18 protein-coding genes and 1 pseudogene are annotated in these 20335 nt (G+C 67.9%); 8 read left to right on the forward strand and 11 right to left on the reverse strand.

Annotation, left to right across the window (positions count from 1 at the left end; all coding sequences use genetic code 11):
- A pseudogene (locus ACFPOB_RS18170) lies at nucleotides 1-911 on the reverse strand (transposase); the annotation flags it as partial.
- Between the two features lie 226 nt (nucleotides 912-1137).
- Between ACFPOB_RS18170 and ACFPOB_RS18175 the strand changes: the two are divergent.
- The 3 genes from ACFPOB_RS18175 to ACFPOB_RS18185 all read left to right on the forward strand — a co-directional run bounded on the left by ACFPOB_RS18175 (nucleotide 1138) and on the right by ACFPOB_RS18185 (nucleotide 3382).
- Nucleotides 1138-1764 carry a tyrosine-type recombinase/integrase gene (locus ACFPOB_RS18175; protein ID WP_067989400.1) on the forward strand — a complete coding sequence of 209 codons (627 nt, stop codon included), beginning with the start codon at nucleotides 1138-1140 and terminating at the stop codon, nucleotides 1762-1764.
- A 224-nt stretch (nucleotides 1765-1988) separates the two neighbouring features.
- On the forward strand, nucleotides 1989-2438 hold the full coding sequence (locus tag ACFPOB_RS18180; protein WP_067989399.1) for a hypothetical protein: 450 nt from the start codon (nucleotides 1989-1991) through the stop codon (nucleotides 2436-2438).
- Nucleotides 2439-2449: 11 nt separating this feature from the next.
- Nucleotides 2450-3382 carry a hypothetical protein gene (locus ACFPOB_RS18185; RefSeq protein WP_156450831.1) on the forward strand — a complete coding sequence of 311 codons (933 nt, stop codon included), beginning with the start codon at nucleotides 2450-2452 and terminating at the stop codon, nucleotides 3380-3382.
- On the opposite strand, the gene ACFPOB_RS18190 is transcribed toward ACFPOB_RS18185, so the two are convergent.
- The 8 genes from ACFPOB_RS18190 to ACFPOB_RS18225 form a co-directional block, all read right to left on the reverse strand.
- Nucleotides 3379-4506: a hypothetical protein gene (locus ACFPOB_RS18190; protein WP_067989397.1), complete on the reverse strand. Its 1128-nt coding sequence runs from the start codon at nucleotides 4504-4506 to the stop codon at nucleotides 3379-3381. The two genes, ACFPOB_RS18185 and ACFPOB_RS18190, sit on opposite strands and share 4 nt — an antisense overlap.
- A gap of 138 nt (nucleotides 4507-4644) precedes the next feature.
- Nucleotides 4645-5211 carry a hypothetical protein gene (locus ACFPOB_RS18195; RefSeq protein WP_067989396.1) on the reverse strand — a complete coding sequence of 189 codons (567 nt, stop codon included), beginning with the start codon at nucleotides 5209-5211 and terminating at the stop codon, nucleotides 4645-4647.
- 28 nt (nucleotides 5212-5239) lie between these two features.
- On the reverse strand, nucleotides 5240-5701 hold the full coding sequence (locus ACFPOB_RS18200) for a hypothetical protein (RefSeq protein WP_067989395.1): 462 nt from the start codon (nucleotides 5699-5701) through the stop codon (nucleotides 5240-5242).
- A 109-nt stretch (nucleotides 5702-5810) separates the two neighbouring features.
- Nucleotides 5811-8096 carry a hypothetical protein gene (locus tag ACFPOB_RS18205; RefSeq protein WP_067989394.1) on the reverse strand — a complete coding sequence of 762 codons (2286 nt, stop codon included), beginning with the start codon at nucleotides 8094-8096 and terminating at the stop codon, nucleotides 5811-5813.
- A gap of 17 nt (nucleotides 8097-8113) precedes the next feature.
- The gene (locus tag ACFPOB_RS18210; protein WP_067989393.1) at nucleotides 8114-8746 is read right to left on the reverse strand and encodes a hypothetical protein; all 633 of its coding nucleotides are present in this window, start codon (nucleotides 8744-8746) and stop codon (nucleotides 8114-8116) included.
- The gene (locus ACFPOB_RS18215; protein WP_156450830.1) at nucleotides 8743-9354 is read right to left on the reverse strand and encodes a hypothetical protein; all 612 of its coding nucleotides are present in this window, start codon (nucleotides 9352-9354) and stop codon (nucleotides 8743-8745) included. Before ACFPOB_RS18215 ends, ACFPOB_RS18210 begins: the two co-directional genes overlap by 4 nt.
- Nucleotides 9351-9809, reverse strand: coding sequence for a M23 family metallopeptidase (locus ACFPOB_RS18220; RefSeq protein WP_067989391.1), 459 nt, complete (start codon nucleotides 9807-9809; stop codon nucleotides 9351-9353). The genes ACFPOB_RS18215 and ACFPOB_RS18220 overlap by 4 nt, the downstream gene beginning before the upstream one ends.
- On the reverse strand, nucleotides 9806-10234 hold the full coding sequence (locus ACFPOB_RS18225) for a hypothetical protein (RefSeq protein WP_067989390.1): 429 nt from the start codon (nucleotides 10232-10234) through the stop codon (nucleotides 9806-9808). The genes ACFPOB_RS18220 and ACFPOB_RS18225 overlap by 4 nt, the downstream gene beginning before the upstream one ends.
- 485 nt (nucleotides 10235-10719) lie before the next feature.
- Here ACFPOB_RS18225 and ACFPOB_RS18230 point away from each other — a divergent pair, with 485 nt between their 5' ends.
- The gene (locus ACFPOB_RS18230; RefSeq protein WP_067989389.1) at nucleotides 10720-12846 is read left to right on the forward strand and encodes a tetratricopeptide repeat protein; all 2127 of its coding nucleotides are present in this window, start codon (nucleotides 10720-10722) and stop codon (nucleotides 12844-12846) included.
- A gap of 291 nt (nucleotides 12847-13137) precedes the next feature.
- Nucleotides 13138-14838 carry an ATP-binding response regulator gene (locus ACFPOB_RS18235; protein WP_377799792.1) on the forward strand — a complete coding sequence of 567 codons (1701 nt, stop codon included), beginning with the start codon at nucleotides 13138-13140 and terminating at the stop codon, nucleotides 14836-14838.
- A gap of 7 nt (nucleotides 14839-14845) precedes the next feature.
- On the opposite strand, the gene ACFPOB_RS18240 is transcribed toward ACFPOB_RS18235, so the two are convergent.
- The gene (locus ACFPOB_RS18240; RefSeq protein WP_067989386.1) at nucleotides 14846-15490 is read right to left on the reverse strand and encodes a response regulator; all 645 of its coding nucleotides are present in this window, start codon (nucleotides 15488-15490) and stop codon (nucleotides 14846-14848) included.
- Here ACFPOB_RS18240 and ACFPOB_RS18245 point away from each other — a divergent pair.
- The 3 genes from ACFPOB_RS18245 (at nucleotide 15444) to ACFPOB_RS18255 (ending at nucleotide 19712) form a co-directional block, all read left to right on the forward strand.
- A complete protein-coding gene (locus ACFPOB_RS18245) occupies nucleotides 15444-16469 on the forward strand; it encodes a MotA/TolQ/ExbB proton channel family protein (protein ID WP_377799793.1) in 1026 nt (341 codons plus the stop codon). The two genes, ACFPOB_RS18240 and ACFPOB_RS18245, sit on opposite strands and share 47 nt — an antisense overlap.
- A gap of 70 nt (nucleotides 16470-16539) precedes the next feature.
- Nucleotides 16540-18285: a hypothetical protein gene (locus tag ACFPOB_RS18250; RefSeq protein WP_377799794.1), complete on the forward strand. Its 1746-nt coding sequence runs from the start codon at nucleotides 16540-16542 to the stop codon at nucleotides 18283-18285.
- 8 nt (nucleotides 18286-18293) lie between these two features.
- On the forward strand, nucleotides 18294-19712 hold the full coding sequence (locus tag ACFPOB_RS18255) for a hypothetical protein (RefSeq protein ID WP_067989384.1): 1419 nt from the start codon (nucleotides 18294-18296) through the stop codon (nucleotides 19710-19712).
- Nucleotides 19713-19835: 123 nt separating this feature from the next.
- On the opposite strand, the gene ACFPOB_RS18260 is transcribed toward ACFPOB_RS18255, so the two are convergent.
- A partial coding sequence (locus tag ACFPOB_RS18260) for a DUF4189 domain-containing protein (protein WP_377799795.1) occupies nucleotides 19836-20335 on the reverse strand: 500 nt, incomplete at its 5' end.

Genomic DNA, 20335 nt, shown 5'->3' on the forward strand with positions numbered 1-20335 from the left:
GTCGGCCCGCATCGTGGCGCAGAGCTTCCAGGCGACGATGAAGCGGGAGAAGTCGTCCAGCACGGTCGAGAGATAGTACCAGCCCCATCCGGTGATCTTCAGATAGGTGAAGTCGGTCTGCCAGAGCTGGTTGGGCGCCGTCGTCTTGTCCTTGAACTCGGACGCCGCCTTGATGACGATGTAGGCCGGGCTGGTGATCAGATCATGCGCTTTCAGGAGCCGATAGACCGATGCCTCCGAGACGAAGTAACTCTTCTCGTCGGTGAAGCGCACTGCCAGCTCGCGCGGGCTGAAATCCGTTTCGCGCAGCGCCAGCTCGACGATCTCGGCCCGGATCGGGTCGGGAATCCGGTTCCAGACACGATCCGGCCGCGAGCGATGATCGGCCAGCGCCTCGATCCCGCCGGTGAGAAAGCGATCGTACCAGCGATAGAACGTGGCGCGCGGGATGCCGAGCTTGTCCAGGGTGCGCCGCGCCGGCAGATGCGATCCCTCGACCAAGCGAATGATCTCGGCCTTCTCGGATGCGGGGTATCTCATGTGTCGTCTTCCCCATCCGCGAGCATGCTTTTTTTAAGCAGGCGGTTTTCCAGGGTCAGATCGGCCACGGCCTCCTTCAGCGCCTGCGCCTCCCGACGCAGTTCCTTCACCTCGTCGGAGGTCGCCGCACGCGCCGTGTCGCCGGCGAGCCGGCGCTTGCCGGCGTCGAGGAACTCCTTCGACCAGCCGTAATACATCGACGAAGCGATCCCCTCGCGCCGGCACAGCTCGGCGATGCTCTCCTCGCCGCGTACGCCTTCCAGCACGATGCGGATCTTCTCTTCGGCCGAGAACTGCCGCCGCGTCGCTCGGCGGATGTCCTTCACGACCTGCTCTGCCGGTGCTTTCTCCGGCCCGGATTTCTGTCTCATCTGCGCTCCTGAATGGCTGCGATGATCCAGAAATCCTCCCTTCCCGAAAACCCCTAAATGGTCTCAAGAGCGCTGACGGCAGACACTGCTCAATGCCGTGCGATATCGGCCATGATCCTTACGTCCGCTAATGGGGCGGCAGCCAATGTCAGGAAGTGGCGCAGCGCAGCTCAACATCATTCGTGATAATATCAATCCGGATGCGGCCTCCAAAGGAGGACACGCTATGCCGATCGAACATCAGCAACGTGACGAGCGTCCCGCCTGGAACGCGGGTCGCCTTATCGGGCCCAAGCCGCCGCTGAAACCTCGCCATATTTGGGCGATCCGAACGCGACTGCAGCATGATCAGCGCGTACGAGACCTCGCCATGTTCAATCTGGCGATCGACAGCAAGTTGCGAGGCTGCGATCTCGTTCGATTGCGGATCAGCGATGTCGTGCTGGGCGGCACGGTCAGACTGCGGACCTCGATCATCCAGCAGAAGACAGGTCGGCCAGTGCCCTTCGAGCTGACCGACCCGACGCGGGAGGCCTTGACCGCTTGGCTCAGGCGTCGACCATCCGGCGATGCTGACTGGCTCTTTCCTAGCCGGAGCCATAAAGGCGATCACGTCACCACCCGCCAATATGGGCGCCTGCTCGACGACTGGGTTTCGCTGATCGGGCTCGACCCCGCTCTGTATGGGACCCATAGCCTGAGACGGACCAAAGTCGCGCTGATCTATAAGCGGACCGGCAACTTGCGAGCATGCCAGCTCCTGCTCGGCCATTCGAAGTTGGAGAGCACGGTCAGATACCTCGGCATCGAGGTCGACGACGCCTTGATTCTCTCTGAACAGACCGACCTTTGAAGAGGCGCCTGGCGGCAGGGCTCACGCAGCCGCTGGGCGCGCCTTCGTGCTAAACGAGCCCGTTGGAGTGAATCTGCTTGAGCAACAGATCCGTCGTGACAGCGGCGCGGCGACTGGATTCCGGCGCAATGCCGAGCAATTCCGCACTACCTTTCGATGCACTAAATTCTTTCGTGAAACTGGGGCCGGCCGGCGCGCCGAGGACAGCAAGGAGAGAGCTTCCGATGCTCAATTTGATCCTGCTTCTCGCGTTGGTCGCATCGGTATCCGTTGTGATTGCTGTGCTCGTCGTCCGCTCCTTTCCGAGTGGGTCCGAAGTCCGCCGTCGTTTGGGCGCACTGTCGTTCATGATCATACCCTGGGGTCTTATGATCCTCTCGGGCCCTTTCATGATCGACCATCATGCGGCCGGCACGGAAATCCGCGGATGGATGATAACCGGCCAGTTCACGTCCATGGCGCTTCTTTGTGGAATTGCGGCAATCGGCATCGTTCGGGCGCGGGGTGCGAGGCGGTTCGCATCGGTGATCGGCGGCGCCAATATCATCCTGGTCTTCCTGTTGGTCTGCGTCAGCGTCACGATCATCGAGCCCGGTTCCGAGCAAGGCCCGACGGCAATCAGAGAACAGAGCGCCGTCCACTCACAGCAGCCGGAGCCGATCCGAAGGCCATAGCGCACAGGGTCATGATCGATCGCGCACGGCAGGATGCCGATCGCAATGCGATGCAATCGGCATCAATTGCCTGGGCCGGCACCGGCACGGCATGCTGGCCGCTCAAGGAGGCGGCGATGAGCGTTTGGAGTGATTGGCTCGACAGGTTGCATCCCATCGTCCAACGCCTTCGGCAACCGAGGCCGACGGGCATGCCGGCGCCGGACCTTTACCCACCGGAGCCATACGATCCACCCCTCGGGCCGGACATCATCGCGCTCGCCTCCGTTCTCGATTGGCGATCGTCGGGCTTGCAGGCTGCTCTGCGCGGCGAGGATTGGCCCGAGGCGCCGGCTTCGTTCGGGGCGCTCCATGAGCGCGCGGAACGTTCCGATCGGTTTCGCGAGGCCTGTCAGGAGCATCGTCGGAGCCCCTCGCAGCTTCTCCTCGGCGCGCTGCATATGGTTGCCTTCGGCCGACTTCCGGATGCCTGGCGGGGGGAAACCAGCTCTCGACTTCCAGAGCGTCTGTTCCCCGTGGTCGGCCTGGACTGGGCTAATTTTGCTCGGACGAGGGCAACAGCTGGACCAAGCATGTCACCCGGTCCGCTTCTGTTGACGCTGGCTCCTCAACTCGACTGGAGCGATCCGAAGTTGCGGCGAGGGCTGGTCGATCAGGTTTGGACACCGACGCCGGTGCTGCGCGAACTGATCGAGCAGGCGCGCGAGCGTGCCAACGCGACTCTCCTTTACGAACTCGGCGTGGCGCTGCCGACGCATACGCTTGTGCTCGGCTGTCTAGCCCTGCTGCGCTCGCGCGACGATCCCGCCATCGGCGAATTGCCTTGCCCGGCGGCCGGCGGATCGGTTCGGGATTTCCCGACTGCCGTCCAGACGGCAATGTTCCTACTCTTCGACCTCAAATGGCCGCCCGAGACGCCGGGCGACCCGGTTGGCTTGGTTTAGGTCGGCTCCGGCTGGCTTCCGGGTTCAGCTGGCATGCGCCAGGCCTGCCATGCTCCGGCGAGCGCCGGGTAAAGCGTCCGCCCGTCTTCGGCCTTCGCAGCGGCCGGCAAACGCAGTGGGTGGCGCTCGCCGATGTCGACGGTAAAGTCGTTTTCGCCGGGGAGCGGCGGCTCTATGCTTCGAACCTCCGGCCAGGCGACGCGGCGACTGCGGCCTTCGAGATCGCCGAAGAGGTCACCTGCCGCATTCGGCAGGGCGGTAGCGGTGAAGCCGTCCGCCTCGATCGTCGCGACCGGCCAGGTGATGTGTTGGCCTCGGGCGCGCCAAGCCCCGAAAGCGGCGGCGACGATCGCAAAGGCGAAGAACGCGATGATCCCGCTCCAGCCCAGCAGCGTGAGAAAGGCCTTGAGGTCGAGATTGGCGCTCTTCGTCGCCGCGGCTGTCGCGGTCAGCAGGAGAGCGAAGACGGCCGCGCCCGCGAGCAGCACGCCGCCACCGAGCACGCGCCAGATCGGCGGCGCCGCCCTTACGACCGGAACGAGGAACGTCCCCGTCGCGGCCCGGGCCGCGGATGAAAGCCCGGCCAGATAGCGCTGCCGAGCGGCGAGGAGCGTGGCGTACGGCGTCGCACCGGCCTCGCTGCGCGCCTCTTCGGGGATTTCGTAGACGGTCTTCTGAACCCCGTCCTTCTCCGCCACCGTCACGGGAAACAGGCCCGTTTCCTTGACCGGCCCGATCGCGGCGACGTCCCGCCAGGGCACGAAGCGGCGGCGGCGCGCTCCCAGAGGTCCGGGACCGGCATAGGGATAGGGGTCGATGAAGATCCCGCCGGCCGTGACGACGAGAGGCGTGATCCGCCTTGCGGTGGCATCCGGATCACGCCCGGCCCACCATGCGTTGAGATGCATGGCGGTAAAGCCGAGGCCGGCCGCGAGCCCGATCAGTCCTCCGACGCCGCCGAAGAGCAGCGGGACGGCGTTCGACGGCGTCAAAGGCCTGGTCACGAGTTGCAACAGGCAGAGAATGGCGCCCGCGAGAGCGCAGATGCCGAAGATGGAAAACACGCCGATCGGGCTGCGAAAGGTTTTGCCCTCGACACTGAAGGCGACGCTTGGTTCGTCCATGTCATACCCCGCATTCGTCGTGCAACGGGCGAGACATCACCGCCGCGCGCCCGGGTTTCGAGATTATCTTATGGTCAGCCCCACCGAAAAGTGGACCTGGCCGATCATCGCGGTGCGGGTGCCGCCGCCATCGCCGGATCAGCCTGCCGGAATCTCGGCGCAGGCCGGACGCCTCAGCTTGGCGTAGCGCCCCAGCGCGCCCAGAAGCGACATCTCCTGCCCGCGGCTCGACCAGCTCCCGTCCTTGAGCTCCAGCGTCACCGTGTAGATCGGCCCTGCGGGCTGCCACGGGCTCCAGGCGCCTCTGGTCCCGTCCTGGCCGACCGAGATCTGGCGCAGGGCGGCGGCGCTGTAGGCCAGCGTTCCGCGCCAGGCGATCCCGTTGCGGCGGTCGATATCGGTCGTGATCTCGCGCCCGTCGAGGCGGACATCGGCATAGGCGATATAGAGCGTATGGCCGGAGGACGCTCCGGGCACAGGCGTCCCCAGGGTCGTGGTGAAGCCGCCCCTCGGCGGCGGCGAGACGTCGGCGGCGACGACATAGTCCTTGCCGCAGCGGGCCCGAAACGTCTCGAACTGCGCATTGGCCTGGCGCTGGGCTTCGAGGCGCGGCGAGGGCACGGTCTGCGCCGAGGCCGCCAATACCAGGAGCGTGGCCAGCGCCGCGACCGAGGCCGCGGCGACGATGCGAATGCGAGAGAGCATGGGAACCTCCTCTTGCGGTGTCGGCGGCTCACCCGGCGAGCCGGGTGAGATATTTGTTCCAGAAGGCGAGCAGCGGGCCGGTCAGCTTGGCGCGCTCCAGCGCCGCGCAGTCGTAGCGGCCGAGCAGGGCGGCCGTGTCGGAGGCGCCGTTGTCGAGTTCGCCCAGCACCATGGCCTGCATCGCCGCGTCGATCTCGTTGCTTGCCTTCCTCGTCCGGTAGGCCCGCTCGAGCCGTTCCAGCCGCGCGCCGTCCTCGGCCGAGAGGATGGTGCAGGCCCGGTGCAGGCTGCGCGTCATGCCGATGGCGTAGGCGATGTTGCTCCGCTGGAAGATTTCGGGCTTGCCGACGATTTTGTCCTCCAGCTGCCCGCTGGTGATGGCGACGATCATGTCGCGGTTCTTGACGGCGACCTTCTGCTGGCTCTGCTGGGCCTGCGCGCCGGTCGCGGCGAGCAGGACGAAGGCGGCGAGGGCGAGGTGTTTCTTCATGGCTCAGTCTCCGTTCCATCGGGGCGATCCGATGGACGAAGGGATAGCCGCGACCCGGCGGCCGCGGTATTGCACCGACTTGCCCGGCCTTGCCGATGGATGCCGGCGCTCAGCGCGGCCTTCGTCGGTGCTTGTGGCGGAATTCCACAAGCACCGGGCTCGTCCAGGGCTCGAAGCGGCCGTTGCGGGCGACATAGGCGACACCGGGCTCGATGCCGTCCCGCCCGACCAAGCCGTGAACCCAGCGCTTCGTCGCTTCGTCCCAGGCGACGAGCAACGCGCCGTCAAAGCCGCTGACCCGCCCCCGCTTTGCGACGACGACCGCATGCCCGCCACCATGGACCGCGACCTGCTCGCCCCCCGCGCCGATGGCGACACCCAAGTCCCCCGCCCGAGCCTGGCCCCCCGATGGTCCCCTGGCGATGGCGATGCCGCTCTCGCCGGCTATCGCGGTCGTACCGTTCCACTCCGCAATCGCGATGCCATGCTCGCCCGCGACAGCCTGTCCACCGTGGTCAAGTTCACCGGGGTAGGTCAGAGGAACACTCAAGGCGATCCCGGACTCGCCGGCGATCGCGCGGCCGTTCTCGCAGAGGGCGAGGCCATTGGCCCCGGCTCGCGCGACGCCCAGGCCGCGCGCACAGGCCACGCCGCGATCCCCGGCATGGGCCTCGCCGTCGCAGATGGCGAAACCCTCGTCTCCGGCCACGGCGAGGGAGGGATAGCGGCCGATGGTGCGGTCGCCGCGCAGAAGGTTGGACGGGGTCCCGTAATAGCGCTCCTCGATGTCGGCGGGATGCGGAGGCGGCAGCGGCACGGGGTCCATCCGCGACGCGACACGCGCGACGCCGCCAGGCCCGGCCAGCGCGATATGGCCGTCGAGCACCTTGTCGGCGCCAACGGCGCGGAGCGAGGCGACCGCGCCACGCAGGGTGCCGCGATAGAGTGCCGTCCCCTGTCGGAAGCCGACCATTTCGCCGCGTCCCTGCCCGAGCGCATGCTCGCCCTCAACCCTGACCAGACAGCATTGTGCCCCATCGCTCAGCGGCAGATCGCCCTGGCCCATGAGGGCGCCGAGCCACAATTTCCCGTCCTTACGCCCCGCCGCCAGCTCCGCTGCTGGAATATTGCCGCACAGAACGACGATCTCTCCCTCTCGTATCGGCTCTTGCAGGATTTCGGCCTCCGGATCGTGGTTCCGGGCGGCGACCCACCACGGCAAGCCCGAGGGAAAAGCCGGGGCGGGAGACTTGGAAAGAGACACCGCGTCGTCTTTCTCAGACTCCCACGGCTCGATATCGACGGAACCGAGTCGGTCGGTGGACTCCTCGTGGAGCTCGTCGTCCCAATAGCTATAGACCTTGGGCTCAAGGTTTCCGCCGCAGGTCGTGAACACTCTGACAACGCCCTCTGTCCGCCGGTGACGCATGATCAGCGTCGCTCGACGGCCCAGACGGAAACGGATCGCGCTTTCCAATCCCGCCGCGACGACGAGCGCATCGTCGGCGATGTCCAGCTGCTCCACATCCCCCTGCGCCACGCCGATCCCGCCACGGCCGACCGCCAGCCAGCGCGTGCTCTCGGTCGCCACGGCGACGCCTTGGGCCTCAACGGTCACGGACCCTTCACTCGCCTGCGAGATGGCGATGCCGCTGCCGCCGGCCTCGACGACGCTGAATTTGCCGAAGTGGCCACGAGCGATGCCGATTTTGCGGGGATGTCGGCGGGCGATCGCCACACCGCTATGTGCCGCCCGCGCATGGCCGCCACTCTCAACCACGGCAATCCCTTCCCTGCCGGCGGACGCATTACCACGCACGCCGGCCAGAGCCACGCCAAAGGCCCAGTATCCGGACCAGTCGACCTCTGCGAAAATATCAGAACTCCCGCGCCGCTCCGCCATTCCTGCCTGGGCGACGCCGCAGAAGCCAGCGCGCGCGAAGCCTTCATCGCCCGCGATCGCCACGCCGAAATCGCCGGCGGAGGCGACGCCGGTGCGATCCTGGAACGCCGACAGGGGCGTCTTCAAGGGCATGCCGCTCTTGTAAGCGGTGAATATGTTGAGCGCGGTCCGGCGCGGACCGCGGAACAGCACGAAACCGGAGGCAAAACAGACCAGACCGGGCTCGACCGTCCCGTCCTCGCGCTTAACCCAGTCGCAAGGATCGTCCCGATCGATCTGGACCACGGCCCATTCGGAATCGTGGAGATATGCCAGCGCGTGTGGTCCATCGAGGTCCAGCATTCCGGTGAAGCGGAGCGGCCGCGTGAAATCTCCCCGGGAATACATCGGCCACTCGATCCGCTCGAAGCGACCGAAGGCAGGCAGTGCCGGGCCGTAACCTTGGAAGGGGCCGCACAGCACGAAACAGGGAAAGGCATTCAACTTCCGCATCGGTCCCCTCCTTCTCTTCAGCCGGCGGCGGCTTGCGCGGCGCGGTACGTCGCCAGGCGTTCGCGGAGACGACCGGCGATGCTGTTGTGACGATCCTGCCCGTCCCAGAAGACGAGACGACCGCGTTCGTGGATCGGGCTCTTCAGCTCGATGACGAAGAAGAGCTTGCCCTCGAAGGCCGGCAGATCCATCGAGCGCAGCTCCTGCACCTGCGCCCAGGGCACGTGCACGGTCTTGATGTCGCCCTCCCGATAGCCGACGCCGTCTTGCGTCAGCTCGCGAATGACGACGAGCTCCCGGCCGAGGCGCCGCAACGGCCTTTCCTTGCGCAGATCCGCAATGGCCTCCGTCAGCGTGAAGGCTGCGAATAAGGCGACGACAATCGTCGCGACCGCGCCCATCACGATCGAAGAGAAGGCAGCGGATTCGCCCCGCAAGGACCGTGTTCCGAGCCCGGCCCACCATTCGTGGATCGCCGGGAGCCCGTTTTGCGGCACGAACGCGAACATGAGGTAGATCGCCGCGACGGCGGCGAAGGCGCCGAGGGCGAGGAACATCGCGATTTTCAACGGCTTGGTGGGCCGCTCGAGCGAACCGTCGAAAGCATCCCTGAAGGTCCCGCCGCCTTCGGCGACCGTCTGTCCTGTCATCGTGAATTCCCCCTGATCGAGCGATCGCCGTCACAGATCCGACGGGCGCTCGTCCCCCCGAACTCTTCCCTCGCGAAAACATAGCGCAACGAGGCCTGCATGACGCGTGCCTCCTCGCTGCCGGCGCCCTTCGCCACCAGCCGCGCGGCCGCTTCCTTGCCCCGCCTCCGGGCCGTGTTCAGCACCGCCGGCCTGATCTCGCCGAAGCCAGGCCGGGATACCGCGTCCCGCGCCCAGGCAAGTGCCGAGCGCATTCGCACGGCCTCCTCCGGCGTGAAGCAGCTCCAGGCTCGCTGCAAGGCGAGCCCGAGCGTCGCGTCATGGACCAGCGGGCCGAGCGCATCGAGCTGCGCCGAGAGCGGCTGCGCCGGCCGGCGCGGCCGGACGATCAGTGCGCCGCCACGCGGACCGCACGTCGCCTCCGCCGCGGCAACCGAGGACAGCAGCGGCAGGCTCAGCAGGGACAACAGGAAGCGGCGTGTTTGCATGAGGTCCCTCGAACTGCGGATCGAGACTTTCTGCTCCGGATCGGGCCCGCCGCGCCATTGCGCCGGCTTGCCGTGCATTGCCTCCTCTTGGCTGGCAATTCCGCCGACGCGGGAGGTCACCGGGCCTCTCCCATCAAGGGCGCAGGATCGATCCATCGCTCGTTTCGCCGCAGGGCGAGCGTGAAGGGCGACGAGGTCGTGCGGCCCAGTCTCGCGCCGGCCGCGACGCAGCGTCCGGCACGGACGCGGAGCTGCGACAGCGGACCGTAACGCAGCTCGCTCCCGTCGCGCTGCCGGACCCGGACGAAGCGGCCGATCCGCGTGGCTTCGACGGGCTCGACCCGGCCGCCTCGCACCGTCACCACGGCCTGGCCGCTGAGAGTGCGGAAGACCATGTTCGGCTGGAAGACCGCCATGCCGATGACGGGATGCAGGCGGTGCCCGAACCGGTGTTCGATCGGGGCCTTCACCGGAAGCGGCCGGGCCCTGCCCTCCGGGCAATCGGAAGCGTGCACCGGGACAGGCTGCAGGAGCAGCGGGCCGAGCACGGCGGCGAGACGGGGAGCGAGTCTCACGAGCCTGGTCCTTCCAGCGGATAAAGCTCCATCTCCACCGGCTCGTCGTCGCCGGGCACCCTCTGGAGACAGGGCACAGGGTTGCGCCCGGAGCCGCTCGCGCAAAGCAGGCTGTGGTTCGGCGCGCCGTTGGTGCAGGCGCTGAAGTCGATCTCGACCAGGGTCGGGCCGTTGCTCGTGCGGTAGGTCACCCGGCCGCAGCCGGCGACATCGCCGTAGAAGGAGCTTTCGCGGACACGGCCATAGCCGTCCCGGCGGAGGCACAAGACTTCGGCCGCATTGCCGCGTTCGGGCTTCTCGCCCTTGGGCAGCACCATCCAGCAGCCGCCGGCGGCTAGCGGCGCGCGGGGCTCGGCGCCGGCAGGCAAGGCCGGAACGAACAAGGTCGAAGCCACGAGCAAGACATAGGCGCAACGACGTCGCATCGAACGCTCCTGTTGGCAGTGATGTGCGGATCGCACGGCGTCGATCCTGCTTGCGTGCCGGGCTTGACGGAATTGCCGGGCCTTGCGCCGAGTTGCGCCGCCCGGCCTGCTGACGAGCGGGGCGCCTCCTTCACGTCGGCGCTGGTCGTTCATCCGCTCCTCGCGCGCAGACGCCGAGGTTGCGCGCGAGGAGCGCTTGGACGACGAGCGCGGGCATGTATCGGATATGATGGAAGTTCCTTGCGCTCAACGGTCCTAAGACCAATGTCCATGGAGGCCGAGCAGACGGGACGTTCGGCCGCTACACAAAGAGAGCGGGAGCCGTCACATTAAGGGAGAACGAAGGCTCATCACCGTGAAGCCTTTGCTGTTGGCGTGATGGCCAGCTTCGCCGTCGGCCACGGGATGAAGGAGAGCGAGATGTGCGTCCGGTTCGTGGGGCTCACGATGAGCGGGCTGCCGGAACCGCGACCGGGCGAGATCCCATGCGCCACGTAGTCCTCCTTCTCGTGCTGCTCGGCCTCGCCGTCCCAGCGGCGGCCAGCCCTCGCGACGATCTGGTCGCAGCTTTCGGACGCGGCGACCGCGGGGCAGCGCTGTGGCTGGCGAAACCCCTCGCCGAGCAGGACGACATGCTGGCCCAGTACATGCTCGGGACGCTCCTGCGTGACGACACGGGGACGCGTCAGGAGGCGGCCGTCTGGCTGCGGAAGGCGGCAGAGAAGGGCCATGTCGCGGCGCAGGGCGAACTCGGCTACCTCCTGTTCTTCGAGCTGAAATCGCGCGCGGAGGGCCGAAGCTGGATCGAGCGGGCGGTCCGGGCGAACTATCCGCCCTCCTTCAGGGACCTCGGCTGGATCCTGGAGAACGAAGGACGCGGTGCGGAGGGCCTGAAGGAGGCAGCCGAGCACTACCGGCGCGGCACGGAACTCAACGATCGCAACGCGACGTTGCTCTACGCAAACGCGCTGCTCAAGGGGCGCGGCGTTGCGAAGGACATCGCGGCGGCTGCCGCACTGTACTGCAGTCTCGGGCGCGCTTCCGGCGACCTGCAATGCGGCAAGCTGCTGCTTCAAGGCGCCGTCCCCGGGAAGACGGCGTCCGATGGCGTCGTCATGCTGCGGCGGCTGTCCGACCAGGGAAACGCCGACGCGCGCGTCGCCCTGGCCGAACACCTCCTCAACGCGCCGGCCGGGGCGAACGACGTCGACGATGCGGTGAAGCTCTTGCGCCTGGCGGCGGAGCAGGGCCATTCGGCCGCCCTTTTCGACCTCGGCGCGCTGGCGATCCGCGGGGTCGGCGGCCCGAAGGATCCGCGAGCGGCCTTCGAGTGGTACGGCAAGTCCGCTGCCGCGGGCTATGCCGCCGCCTACCAGCGCATGGGAGATATCGCAGTTGCGGGGCTCGACGGCAGACCGGACCCGGCCGAGGCGCTGCGGCTCTACCGGCTCGGCGCGGAAAAGGGCGATCCGTCGGCGCAGGAGAGCCTCGCGATCCGCCTCTACAACGACGAGGCGCCCACGCGCGACCGGGCGGCGGCGGCGGCGCTGTTTTGCGGCCTCGACACCGCGAGAGCGAATTACAACTGCGCTGCCGCGATTTTCGCCGGGTATGCCGCGGAGAAGGACAAGGCGGTCGCGGTACGCCTCGTCAGGAAGGCCGCGGCCGCCGGCCACCTCACGGCGATCGCCGAGCTCGGGAACCTGCTCATCACCGGGACGAATGTCGAGAAGGACATCGCGGAAGGCGTGCGGCTGACCAAGCAGGCGGCCGAGCACGGCTCGCCCGTCGCATATTTCAACATGGGCTATATCTGCGCCGCAGGCCTCGACGGGAGCCAGGACTATGCCGATGCTCTGCGATGGTACCGCAAGGCGGCGGACGCGGGAAACGCCGAAGCCCATGCGCGGATCGGCTGGCTGATGAGATACGGCCCGAGCGAGCTCCGCGACCCCGCAGCGGCCTATGCCCATTTCCGCAAGGGCGCCGAATTGGGGAGCACCGATGCACTCTTCCAGCAGGGGATGGCACTGCAGGACGGGTTCGGCGTCGCGCAGGACGAGACGGCGGCGGCCGGGATCTTCTGCCAGATGACGACGACGCTCGGCCGCTATCACTGCGCGCGGATGGCCATCGCCGGCAAGGCGCGCGGCCTCGACAAGGCCGCCGGCTTGGCATTGCTCGAAGCGCTCGTGAAGGAAGGCGACCGGGAGTCGATCCGGCTGCTGGCCTACTACAACCTCAACGGCATCGGGATCAGGAAAAATATCCCCGAGGGCCGGCGCCTCGTCGAGCTGGACGTGGCGCAGGGCGACGCCACCGCCATGGCCTGGAAGGGGGAGATGCTGGAGAAGGGCATCGGCTATGAGCGTTCCCTGGCCGAGGCTGTGCGCTGGTACGAGCGCGCCGCCGAGCAGGACCAGTCGGATGCGCTGCTGGCCCTCGGGCGGATCTACGAGAAGGGATTGCGCGGCAAAGCCGACCCCGATTCCGCGCTCAGATTCTACCGCCGGGCCTTGCAGGCGGGGAAGGCCGAGGCCGGCGCCGGGGTCAGCCGCCTGTCGCGGCGCCCGGATGCGTCGACGGTCCTCGATGTCCTGCCGCCGCAATAGCGCCGCACCGATGAGCCGGATCGAAGGCGATCGGCGAGGACGGAGAGTGCGGTCGCCATCGGACCGGCGAGGCCCAAATCGGAAGCGACTTCACCTCGAAGGGTCGCCATCACCCGAAGAAGGACGAGCCGCTGTCGGGGGGCATGTGCGATCGCCCAGTCTCGGCGGTGCGACTTTCCGATGAGAGAGCATCGCGTCACCGGACGCCTCACCGCGACGACGATCGCGCCGACGGTCAGGGAGGCCGACGAGGCCGCACTGCGGCGCGAGCAGATCGATGAGGTCTTCCGAATGGTGATCCCGGGTGTGGCCGGTGCCGGCCTCGCCGCGCTGATCCTCGCGGTGTTCCTGGTCGCGCTCGGCGCATCCGATCCCCGCACCGCCTCCATCTGGGCCGCCTGTGTCCTGACATGCGCCGTCGCGCATACGCTCCTCGCCCTTGGCTACCGGCGCGCCGATTGCGTTGTCAGGGCCGCATCGACATGGCCACTCGCCTTCACCGTCGTTGCGGGGCTGGAAGGAATCGCCTGGGGCTTCGCCCCCGTGGGCCTGACGCCTGACGCTCCCTTCGACATACGCTTCCTTCCTCTCGCCGTCACGCTCGGGGTGACGGCCGGCGCGATTCCCGCCTTCGGCCCGTGGCTGCCTGCCTTCCTCGCATTGTTCCTGCCCGCGACCTTGCCCTATGTGGCCGCGAATTTTTTCGCCCCGGCGCTCGTCGAGCGGGCGAGCGCGTTCCTGATGCTGATCTATGTCGTGGTCATGGGCGGCCTCGGCGTCCGCAGCCACCGCGCCTTCATCGAGATCGTCGGCTTGCGGCTGCGGAGCGAGGCGCTGGCGGAGGACCTGCGGCGGGAACGGGATACAGCCGATGCAGCAAATCGTGCCAAATCGAGCTTTCTGGCTGCGGCAAGCCATGACCTGCGCCAACCGGTGCATGCGCTCGGTCTGTTCGCGGGAGCGCTGCTTCGCCTGGACCTGCCCGGCGAGGCTCGTCTCCTCGTCGAGCGGATCGAGGCGTCCGCCGCTGCCATGGACGGCCTGTTCAACGCCATCCTCGACATCTCGCGGCTCGATGCCGGCGTGGTCGAGGTCGCGCCGCGAGCCTTCCGGGTCGGCCCCTACCTCGCCCGCATCTGCCGCGACCTCCGTCCCGAGGCGGAGGCCAAAGGGCTGCGGCTGCGCTGCCGCTCCTGCGACGAGGTGGCCTGGACGGACCCGTTTCTGCTCGAACGCGTGGTGCGCAACCTCGTCTCCAACGCGGTCCGCTATTCGGACCGGGGCGGCGTGCTCGTCGCGTGCCGTCGACGCGGCGGCCGCCTCGCGATCCAGGTCTTCGACACGGGTCCCGGCATCGCCGCGGGCGACCACGAGCGCATTTTCCAGGAATACGTTCAGATCGGAAATGTCGAGCGCGACCGCACCAAGGGCTTGGGCCTCGGATTGGCGATCGTGCGGCGGACCTGCGCGATCCTCGATATGCCCATCGCGCTGCGCTCCCGCATCGGCCGAGGCTCATGCTTCGAGGTTAAGATGGCACTCTCCGACGAGGCTGCCCTGGCGGAGGATTCCGTCGCGGCGGCGCCGGGGGCGCTCGCGGAGAGAAGCCTGATCGTCGTGATCGACGACGAGGCGTCCATCCGCGAGGCGATGGAGCGCCTGCTCGCGGGCTGGGGCCACGACGTCATCGCAGCGGGTTCCGGTGACGAAGCGGTCGCGCGGCTCGCATCGCACCCGACGCGGCCGGATCTGATCGTCTCCGATTATCGCCTGCGGGACGGCGAGACGGGAACCGAGGTGATCGAGCGCCTTCGCTCGGAATTCAACGAGACGATCCCGGCGTTGATCATCACCGGCGACACCGCGCCCGACAGGCTGATCGAGGCCCGGACGAGTGGCCTCGTACTCCTCCACAAACCTGTGCCGAACGGGAAACTGCGCGCCGCGATGCGCAATCTCATGGTGGGCGCGCGCGCATCCTCGGGCGAATGAGACCGCCTCAGATAAGGCCCGCCGCACGCGCCGCCGCAGCCGCCTGGGTGCGGTTGATGGCGCCCAGCACCTTGAAGATGGCGGTGACGTGCGCCTTCACGGTCTTCTCCGAGAGATCGAGTTCGTAGGCGATGATCTTGTTCGGCTGCCCGGAGCTCAGGCGGCGCAACACCTCGACCTGACGCGCGGTGAGCGCAGAGGCGGTGACGTCCGCCGGGCTCGGCGGCACCTTCTGAGGGAGCGCCGTTCCCGTCACCTCGGCGAGGATGAGGGGCGGCACATAGACCTCGCCATCCATCACGAGGCTGATCGCTGCGAGCAGCGTGTTGTGGCTCGCCGATTTCGGGACATAGCCGAGGGCACCACTGGCTAGGGCGCGGCGAGCGTCTTCCGCCTTCTCCGAAGAGGACAGGACGATCACCGGCACTTCCGGTCGCACGCGGCCGAACTCGCCGATCGCGCTGAGCCCGTCCATGCCGGGCAGGACCATGTCGAGAATGACCACGTCGAGATCGTCGTTCGCTTCGGCCAGACGCAGGGCCTCAGGCACCGTTCCGGCTTCGAGCATCGCCACCTCGGGTCCGGCCCGCCGGAGCAGGGCCGCGATGCCCTCGCGCAAAACGGGATGGTCATCGACGATCAGAAACTTCATCGCCGGAGTATTGCCCGACTCCGTGACGCCGGAAAGAGCGCGTAGGTCTCGCGACCAAAGTCCCATTCGTCTCGACTCCCGGCCGACCATCGGTCAGATTGTCCCACATTTCCAATATTGCAACGTATTCGCCATGACGGACACTTCAGCGACCGCAGGGGAAGGCACCGTGTTGGCTCTCGCGCAGGGCGGGCCGCATCCATGGCCGACGGTGCCGGCGGCCTGGCGCGTCCGGCTGACCGCGCTGGGGATCGCGGCCGTCGCCATCCTCGTGACCACCCTGATGACCGTCCCGGATTCCCCCACGGCCGCTCTTCTTCTCGACCGGCAGCGCTACAGCGTCTTTCCCTATCCCTTCACCATCCAAAACCTCATCTACCTCGCTCTCGCCTGGGCGATGGGTGAACTCTACCGACGCTGGCGCGCCGCACGACGCGAGCGCGCCTTCCTTCAGGCCGGCTTGTTGCCGGAAGACCCCAATTCTCTCCTCGAACTGCACGAACTCGGGCCGATCCGCCGCCGCGTTGCCGAACTGCACGATGCCGAAAGCGGCTTTCTTCCGGCCCTGATCGACCTGACGATCCTTCAGCTCCAGGCGAGCCGCTCGGTCGATCAGGCGATCAACGTGCTCACCAGCTCGCTGAACCTAATGAGCGACCAGGTCGACCTGCGCTACCAGATGCTGCGCTACATGGCGTGGCTCATCCCGACGATCGGCTTCCTCGGCACCGTCATCGGCCTGTCGCTCGCGCTGCACCTCATCGACCCTGCCAATATGGATCTCGGCAAGGTGGTCGGCGGCCTCTCGGTGTCGTTCTACACCACGCTCGTCGCGCTGATCGCCAGCGCGATGATGGCCTTCGTGCAGCATGCCGTTCAGGAACAGGAGGAGCTCGCGCTCAATGCCGCCGGGCAATACTGTCTCAAGAACCTGATCAACCGCGTCTATGTGGACCACGAGAGCGTGGTCGCGCGATGAGGACAGGGCCGGCGAGGCAGCCGCGATGAGGAGGCGAAGGCGGCAAGCCGAAACCAGCGAGGTCGCCTTGATGGCCGTGATGACGAAGGCGATGGGAGCCTTCCTCATCCTCATGGTCTTCGGGATGAAATATTACATTCCCGACTTCACCTCCGAACAGATCGCCGCAATCGTCCGGGCCTCTCTCGACGGCGTCCGCACGCAGCTCGAGGCTTCCAGCCGGAAGTTGAAATCCGGTGATTACACCAGGGAGGATCTCGATCGTCTCCAGCAGCAGATCGACGCGGCCGTAGCCAGCCTCGCCCAGAGCCAGCGCGACGTGTCGCGGCTCCAGACACGGCTCGATCAGGCGAGCTCCCAGCTGCACCGGGTCGAGGACGAGCGAAAGCGCCTCCAGACGGCGCTCGCCGATGCCGAGGCGCAGACGCGGCGGTTCGAGGCGGAGGCGGCGGCGCTCAGGGCGGAGGTCGAGCGCCTGAGGGCGGAGGACAGCGTGGCGCTGAAGGCACGCATCGCTCAGCTCGCTCGGGAGAACGCGGCGCTTGCGGCGCGGCGGACGGCGGTCGTTCAGTTGCGTTACAGCTGTTCGGATGCGGTGATCGTCGTCGGTGTCTCGCATCAGCAGGTGCGGGAGCTCGGCAAGCCCGAACCCGTGATACCCGCGGACGACTCGCCAGGTTACGGGCCCATCCTGCGCGGCCCGGACGAGATAGACCCGGGCGAGAGCCTGGACTTCAGCCCGCTGCGGGGCACGCGCGAGTTAGCCTCGACCTGGATCGGTCGAACGCTTCGCCCGGGCGATTCCCTGGCGGTCTATGCGAAATACCTGAATGCAGTCCCGGCGGGGGGCGGCCAGGGTCCTAGCTTGGCGGAGAGCTCTTGTGCCGTGTCGAGCTTTCTGTCTTCCGGCGGCCCTGCCGTGGGAGCGCCGCCCATCCGGATCGGCCCGCAGCAGCCCTTCGTCTTTATCGGCCTCGTGCGTCTCGATGGCGAGCAGCTCAAAGCGGTACCGCTCGACGAAGCACAGCAGCGCTGGTTCAGGGCGCGGTTGGACGACGCACCCTGCAGGGCGCCGATCTGCGACCCGTCGAGCGCCGCCGCCCGCACGGCGCTGCGCGGCTATCTCGCCGTTCTCTATGGCAGGCGCCTCGCCGACAAGCCCGCCGGTGTGCCTGGCAACGAAGGCGCCGCAGGGTCACTTTTGACGGATCTGCTCGACGGCTATGTCGCGGGTAGCATCGACCAGCCGGCGCTGACCCGTTGGATCGGTTTGATTGAGGCCGATTCCACGCAGGCGGCCGGCGCGCCGCCGGGCGCGCCCGACGCCCTCGCGCCCGAACTGCGTCCGCGTCTTTCGGCGGCGGGCGTGCCCCCGGGCGTGGCCGAAGCGTTCGTCCGGCGGGCCTCGCTCGGCTGGTGGAGCCCGGCGGAGCGGGAGGCGCGCTTGCGCCGCGCCGGCATCGCACCGATTCCCGGGGAATTCGAGGCGCGGGCGGCTGCGATACCCGCGCAGCCCGGCCATGTCGCACTGATAAAGCCGATGGTGGACGAGGGCGCGATGACGGCCGCCCAGGGCATCGAATGGCTGACACTCATCACCCGGGCCCGCGAAGCCGGACGCCCGGGCAGCACAGCCGGGCCGCCGCCATCCCCCAACCCGCCGCCGCAGCTCGACCGCCTCTCCGACGGCCTCACCGCAAAGGGATTCCCCGAGCAGATTCGCTCGATCGTCTGGGGCCTTGCCCAAGGCGGCACTCTCCGGGCCGCCGACGCCCTCGACCTCCTGTCACGCACGAAGGGACGCCAGAGACGATGAGCCGGCGTATGCTCCGCTGCCTCGATGGCCATCCCTATGATGCCAATGCCCACGAAGCTTGCCCGGTCTGCGGCGCGGCGCCCCGGCTCCAGGCGGAAACGAACCCACCCCCGCAACCGGAGGCGGAGGAGCAACAGCAAAGCGCATCCCTGCCGCCGAAACCCCGGTGGCGCGGGCCTGTCCTGGCCGTCCTGGGTCTCGCGCTCCTCGCCTGCGGCTGGTTCGCCTTCGAACAGTTGCGGCCGGCCGATTGCCGGCGGCCGGAGAACGCCGAACGCGGTCCATGCGCGGCCGAGGCCGGGCAGCGCCGGCAGGCCGAAGAGCGCGCGCGCCTGGCGGCGGAAGAGGGCCGAAAGGCAGCAGCCGCGCGACAGGAGGCCGAGAGCCACCGGCGCGGGGAGGAAGCGCAGCGGGTGGCGTCCGATGCCCGGTTCAAGAGCGAAGCGGAGCGCGCAGTCGCAGCCTTCCTCACCGAGCCCAGCGGTGCGGTGGCGCGCGTGCGCGCGGCCTATGCTCCGCTGGACCCAGCCGAGGTGGAGCCGCTGCTCGATACGCTCTCGCCGCTGCCCTTCGCCGAGGGGCAGTTGCGCCTCTCGCGCGCGCTTCGCCACGGCCTCGTGCTGACGCGCGCCTTACGCGCCTTCCGGGCCGGCCAGACGCCGACGGCCCGCGCCCTTCTCACGGGCCTCTCCAAGGCGACACCCCCGGAGCCGAACCGGCCCCTCGCCTACGCCTCCTTCGCCCTGGGCTTCATCCTCGCGACCGCGGGCACCGACCCCGGCGACGCGGCTGCGGCCGCCTTTCACCTGCGCACGGCGGCCGAACTGGGTCTCGTGGACGCGGTGGTCGAATTGCTGCGCCGGCCGAACCTCCTCACCGCAGCCGGGATCGATGAGCGAGGCGCCGCGCGTCTCCTCGAGACCGCCGCCATCCAGGCCGGCCAGTCGGCCGCGGTCGAAGACCTCTACAAGCGCCGCAACCTCAATCCGATGCCGGCCGCTCTCCTGATCAAGGCGTTTACCGATGCGCTGGCCGCGGGCGATTGGCCCGGCTTGATCGCCGCGTACAAGGCGATCGGCGAGCGGCGTGCGCCGCTCGTCGATGCGAACATGGCCTATGCCGTGAGCAGCGCCCGGGGACTCGACGGGCCCTATGACCGCCTTCTCGTCATGGCGGACGGGGGCGCAGCCGTCATGCACCCGCGGTCCCGCGGGGTCATCGGGTGGCTCTGTGAGACGGGGCGCGCCGGGCTCCCCAAGGATCTGCCGAACGCCGCTCTTTGGATTGCGCTCGCTCTCACGGGCATGAAGCCGGACGATGCGCTCTTCGCTGAGCTGAGCAAGCGCTATGCCGGGCTCAAGGACGCGTTGCCACCGGGCCAACGCGCGCTCGTCGAGCAGGTCGCAAAGGATATCGGGGTTCAGTGAGCCCTCCCGGCCGCCTGCTTCGGACTGGACCTCCATTTTCCGCTCGGCGCTGTTCTCGCTGCCATCGAACCGCGTTCGCCCGCTCATCGCGGGCGCTTGTGCCGCCTTGACCTGGAACGTGCTTCAGGACGAGCAGAACGCCTCCTTCACGGTGCACCGGCCCTTGTCGTCCTGCTCGCACTCCGCCAGGGCCGCACGGCGGGCGGCCGCGAGCGAACCGCGCCAATATGTCCACCAACGGCCGTTGCCCGCGGTCACGAGGGCGGCGCAGGCGTTGGAGAACCAGAGCCGTACCCGGCAGCCCGGAAGCCCTCCGGCGATGCAGTTTCGCATCGCCGCGGCTTCCGCGCGCCCGCGAGATTCGTAATCATAGGATGTTCCCCATCGCAGGGAGCCCTTGTCGCTGTCGGAGATCGCGATGGCGCCATAGCCGCCACCGGACCGGCCGGGACCGCTGCCGGGCGCCGCTCCAAAGGGCGAGAGGCCGTCATTCGATCCGGCACAGGCCCTGTAGCAGTCGTTATACATGCCGTTGCACATCATCGAGCACTGATTGTTCTGGGCCGCGGCCGGGAAGGCCAGCAGCAGCGCCGCAGCGACGGCCGCGCTCGCAAGACGAAAGC

Source organism: Allobosea eneae, assembly GCF_042657265.1.
GTDB lineage: Bacteria > Pseudomonadota > Alphaproteobacteria > Rhizobiales > Beijerinckiaceae > Allobosea > Allobosea eneae.

Bases quoted from the DNA above. Each gene is read 5' to 3' on its own strand.
- ACFPOB_RS18175 (WP_067989400.1), top strand. From the start codon at position 1,138: ATGCCGATCGAACATCAGCAACGTGACGAGCGTCCCGCCTGGAACGCG.
- ACFPOB_RS18180 (WP_067989399.1), top strand. From the start codon at position 1,989: ATGCTCAATTTGATCCTGCTTCTCGCGTTGGTCGCATCGGTATCCGTT.
- ACFPOB_RS18185 (WP_156450831.1), top strand. From the start codon at position 2,450: ATGATCGATCGCGCACGGCAGGATGCCGATCGCAATGCGATGCAATCG.
- ACFPOB_RS18190 (WP_067989397.1), bottom strand. From the start codon at position 4,506: ATGGACGAACCAAGCGTCGCCTTCAGTGTCGAGGGCAAAACCTTTCGC.
- ACFPOB_RS18195 (WP_067989396.1), bottom strand. From the start codon at position 5,211: ATGCTCTCTCGCATTCGCATCGTCGCCGCGGCCTCGGTCGCGGCGCTG.
- ACFPOB_RS18200 (WP_067989395.1), bottom strand. From the start codon at position 5,701: ATGAAGAAACACCTCGCCCTCGCCGCCTTCGTCCTGCTCGCCGCGACC.
- ACFPOB_RS18205 (WP_067989394.1), bottom strand. From the start codon at position 8,096: ATGCGGAAGTTGAATGCCTTTCCCTGTTTCGTGCTGTGCGGCCCCTTC.
- ACFPOB_RS18210 (WP_067989393.1), bottom strand. From the start codon at position 8,746: ATGACAGGACAGACGGTCGCCGAAGGCGGCGGGACCTTCAGGGATGCT.
- ACFPOB_RS18225 (WP_067989390.1), bottom strand. From the start codon at position 10,234: ATGCGACGTCGTTGCGCCTATGTCTTGCTCGTGGCTTCGACCTTGTTC.
- ACFPOB_RS18230 (WP_067989389.1), top strand. From the start codon at position 10,720: ATGCGCCACGTAGTCCTCCTTCTCGTGCTGCTCGGCCTCGCCGTCCCA.
- ACFPOB_RS18235 (WP_377799792.1), top strand. From the start codon at position 13,138: ATGGTGATCCCGGGTGTGGCCGGTGCCGGCCTCGCCGCGCTGATCCTC.
- ACFPOB_RS18245 (WP_377799793.1), top strand. From the start codon at position 15,444: ATGCCCTCGCGCAAAACGGGATGGTCATCGACGATCAGAAACTTCATC.
- ACFPOB_RS18240 (WP_067989386.1), bottom strand. From the start codon at position 15,490: ATGAAGTTTCTGATCGTCGATGACCATCCCGTTTTGCGCGAGGGCATC.
- ACFPOB_RS18250 (WP_377799794.1), top strand. From the start codon at position 16,540: ATGGCCGTGATGACGAAGGCGATGGGAGCCTTCCTCATCCTCATGGTC.
- ACFPOB_RS18255 (WP_067989384.1), top strand. From the start codon at position 18,294: ATGCTCCGCTGCCTCGATGGCCATCCCTATGATGCCAATGCCCACGAA.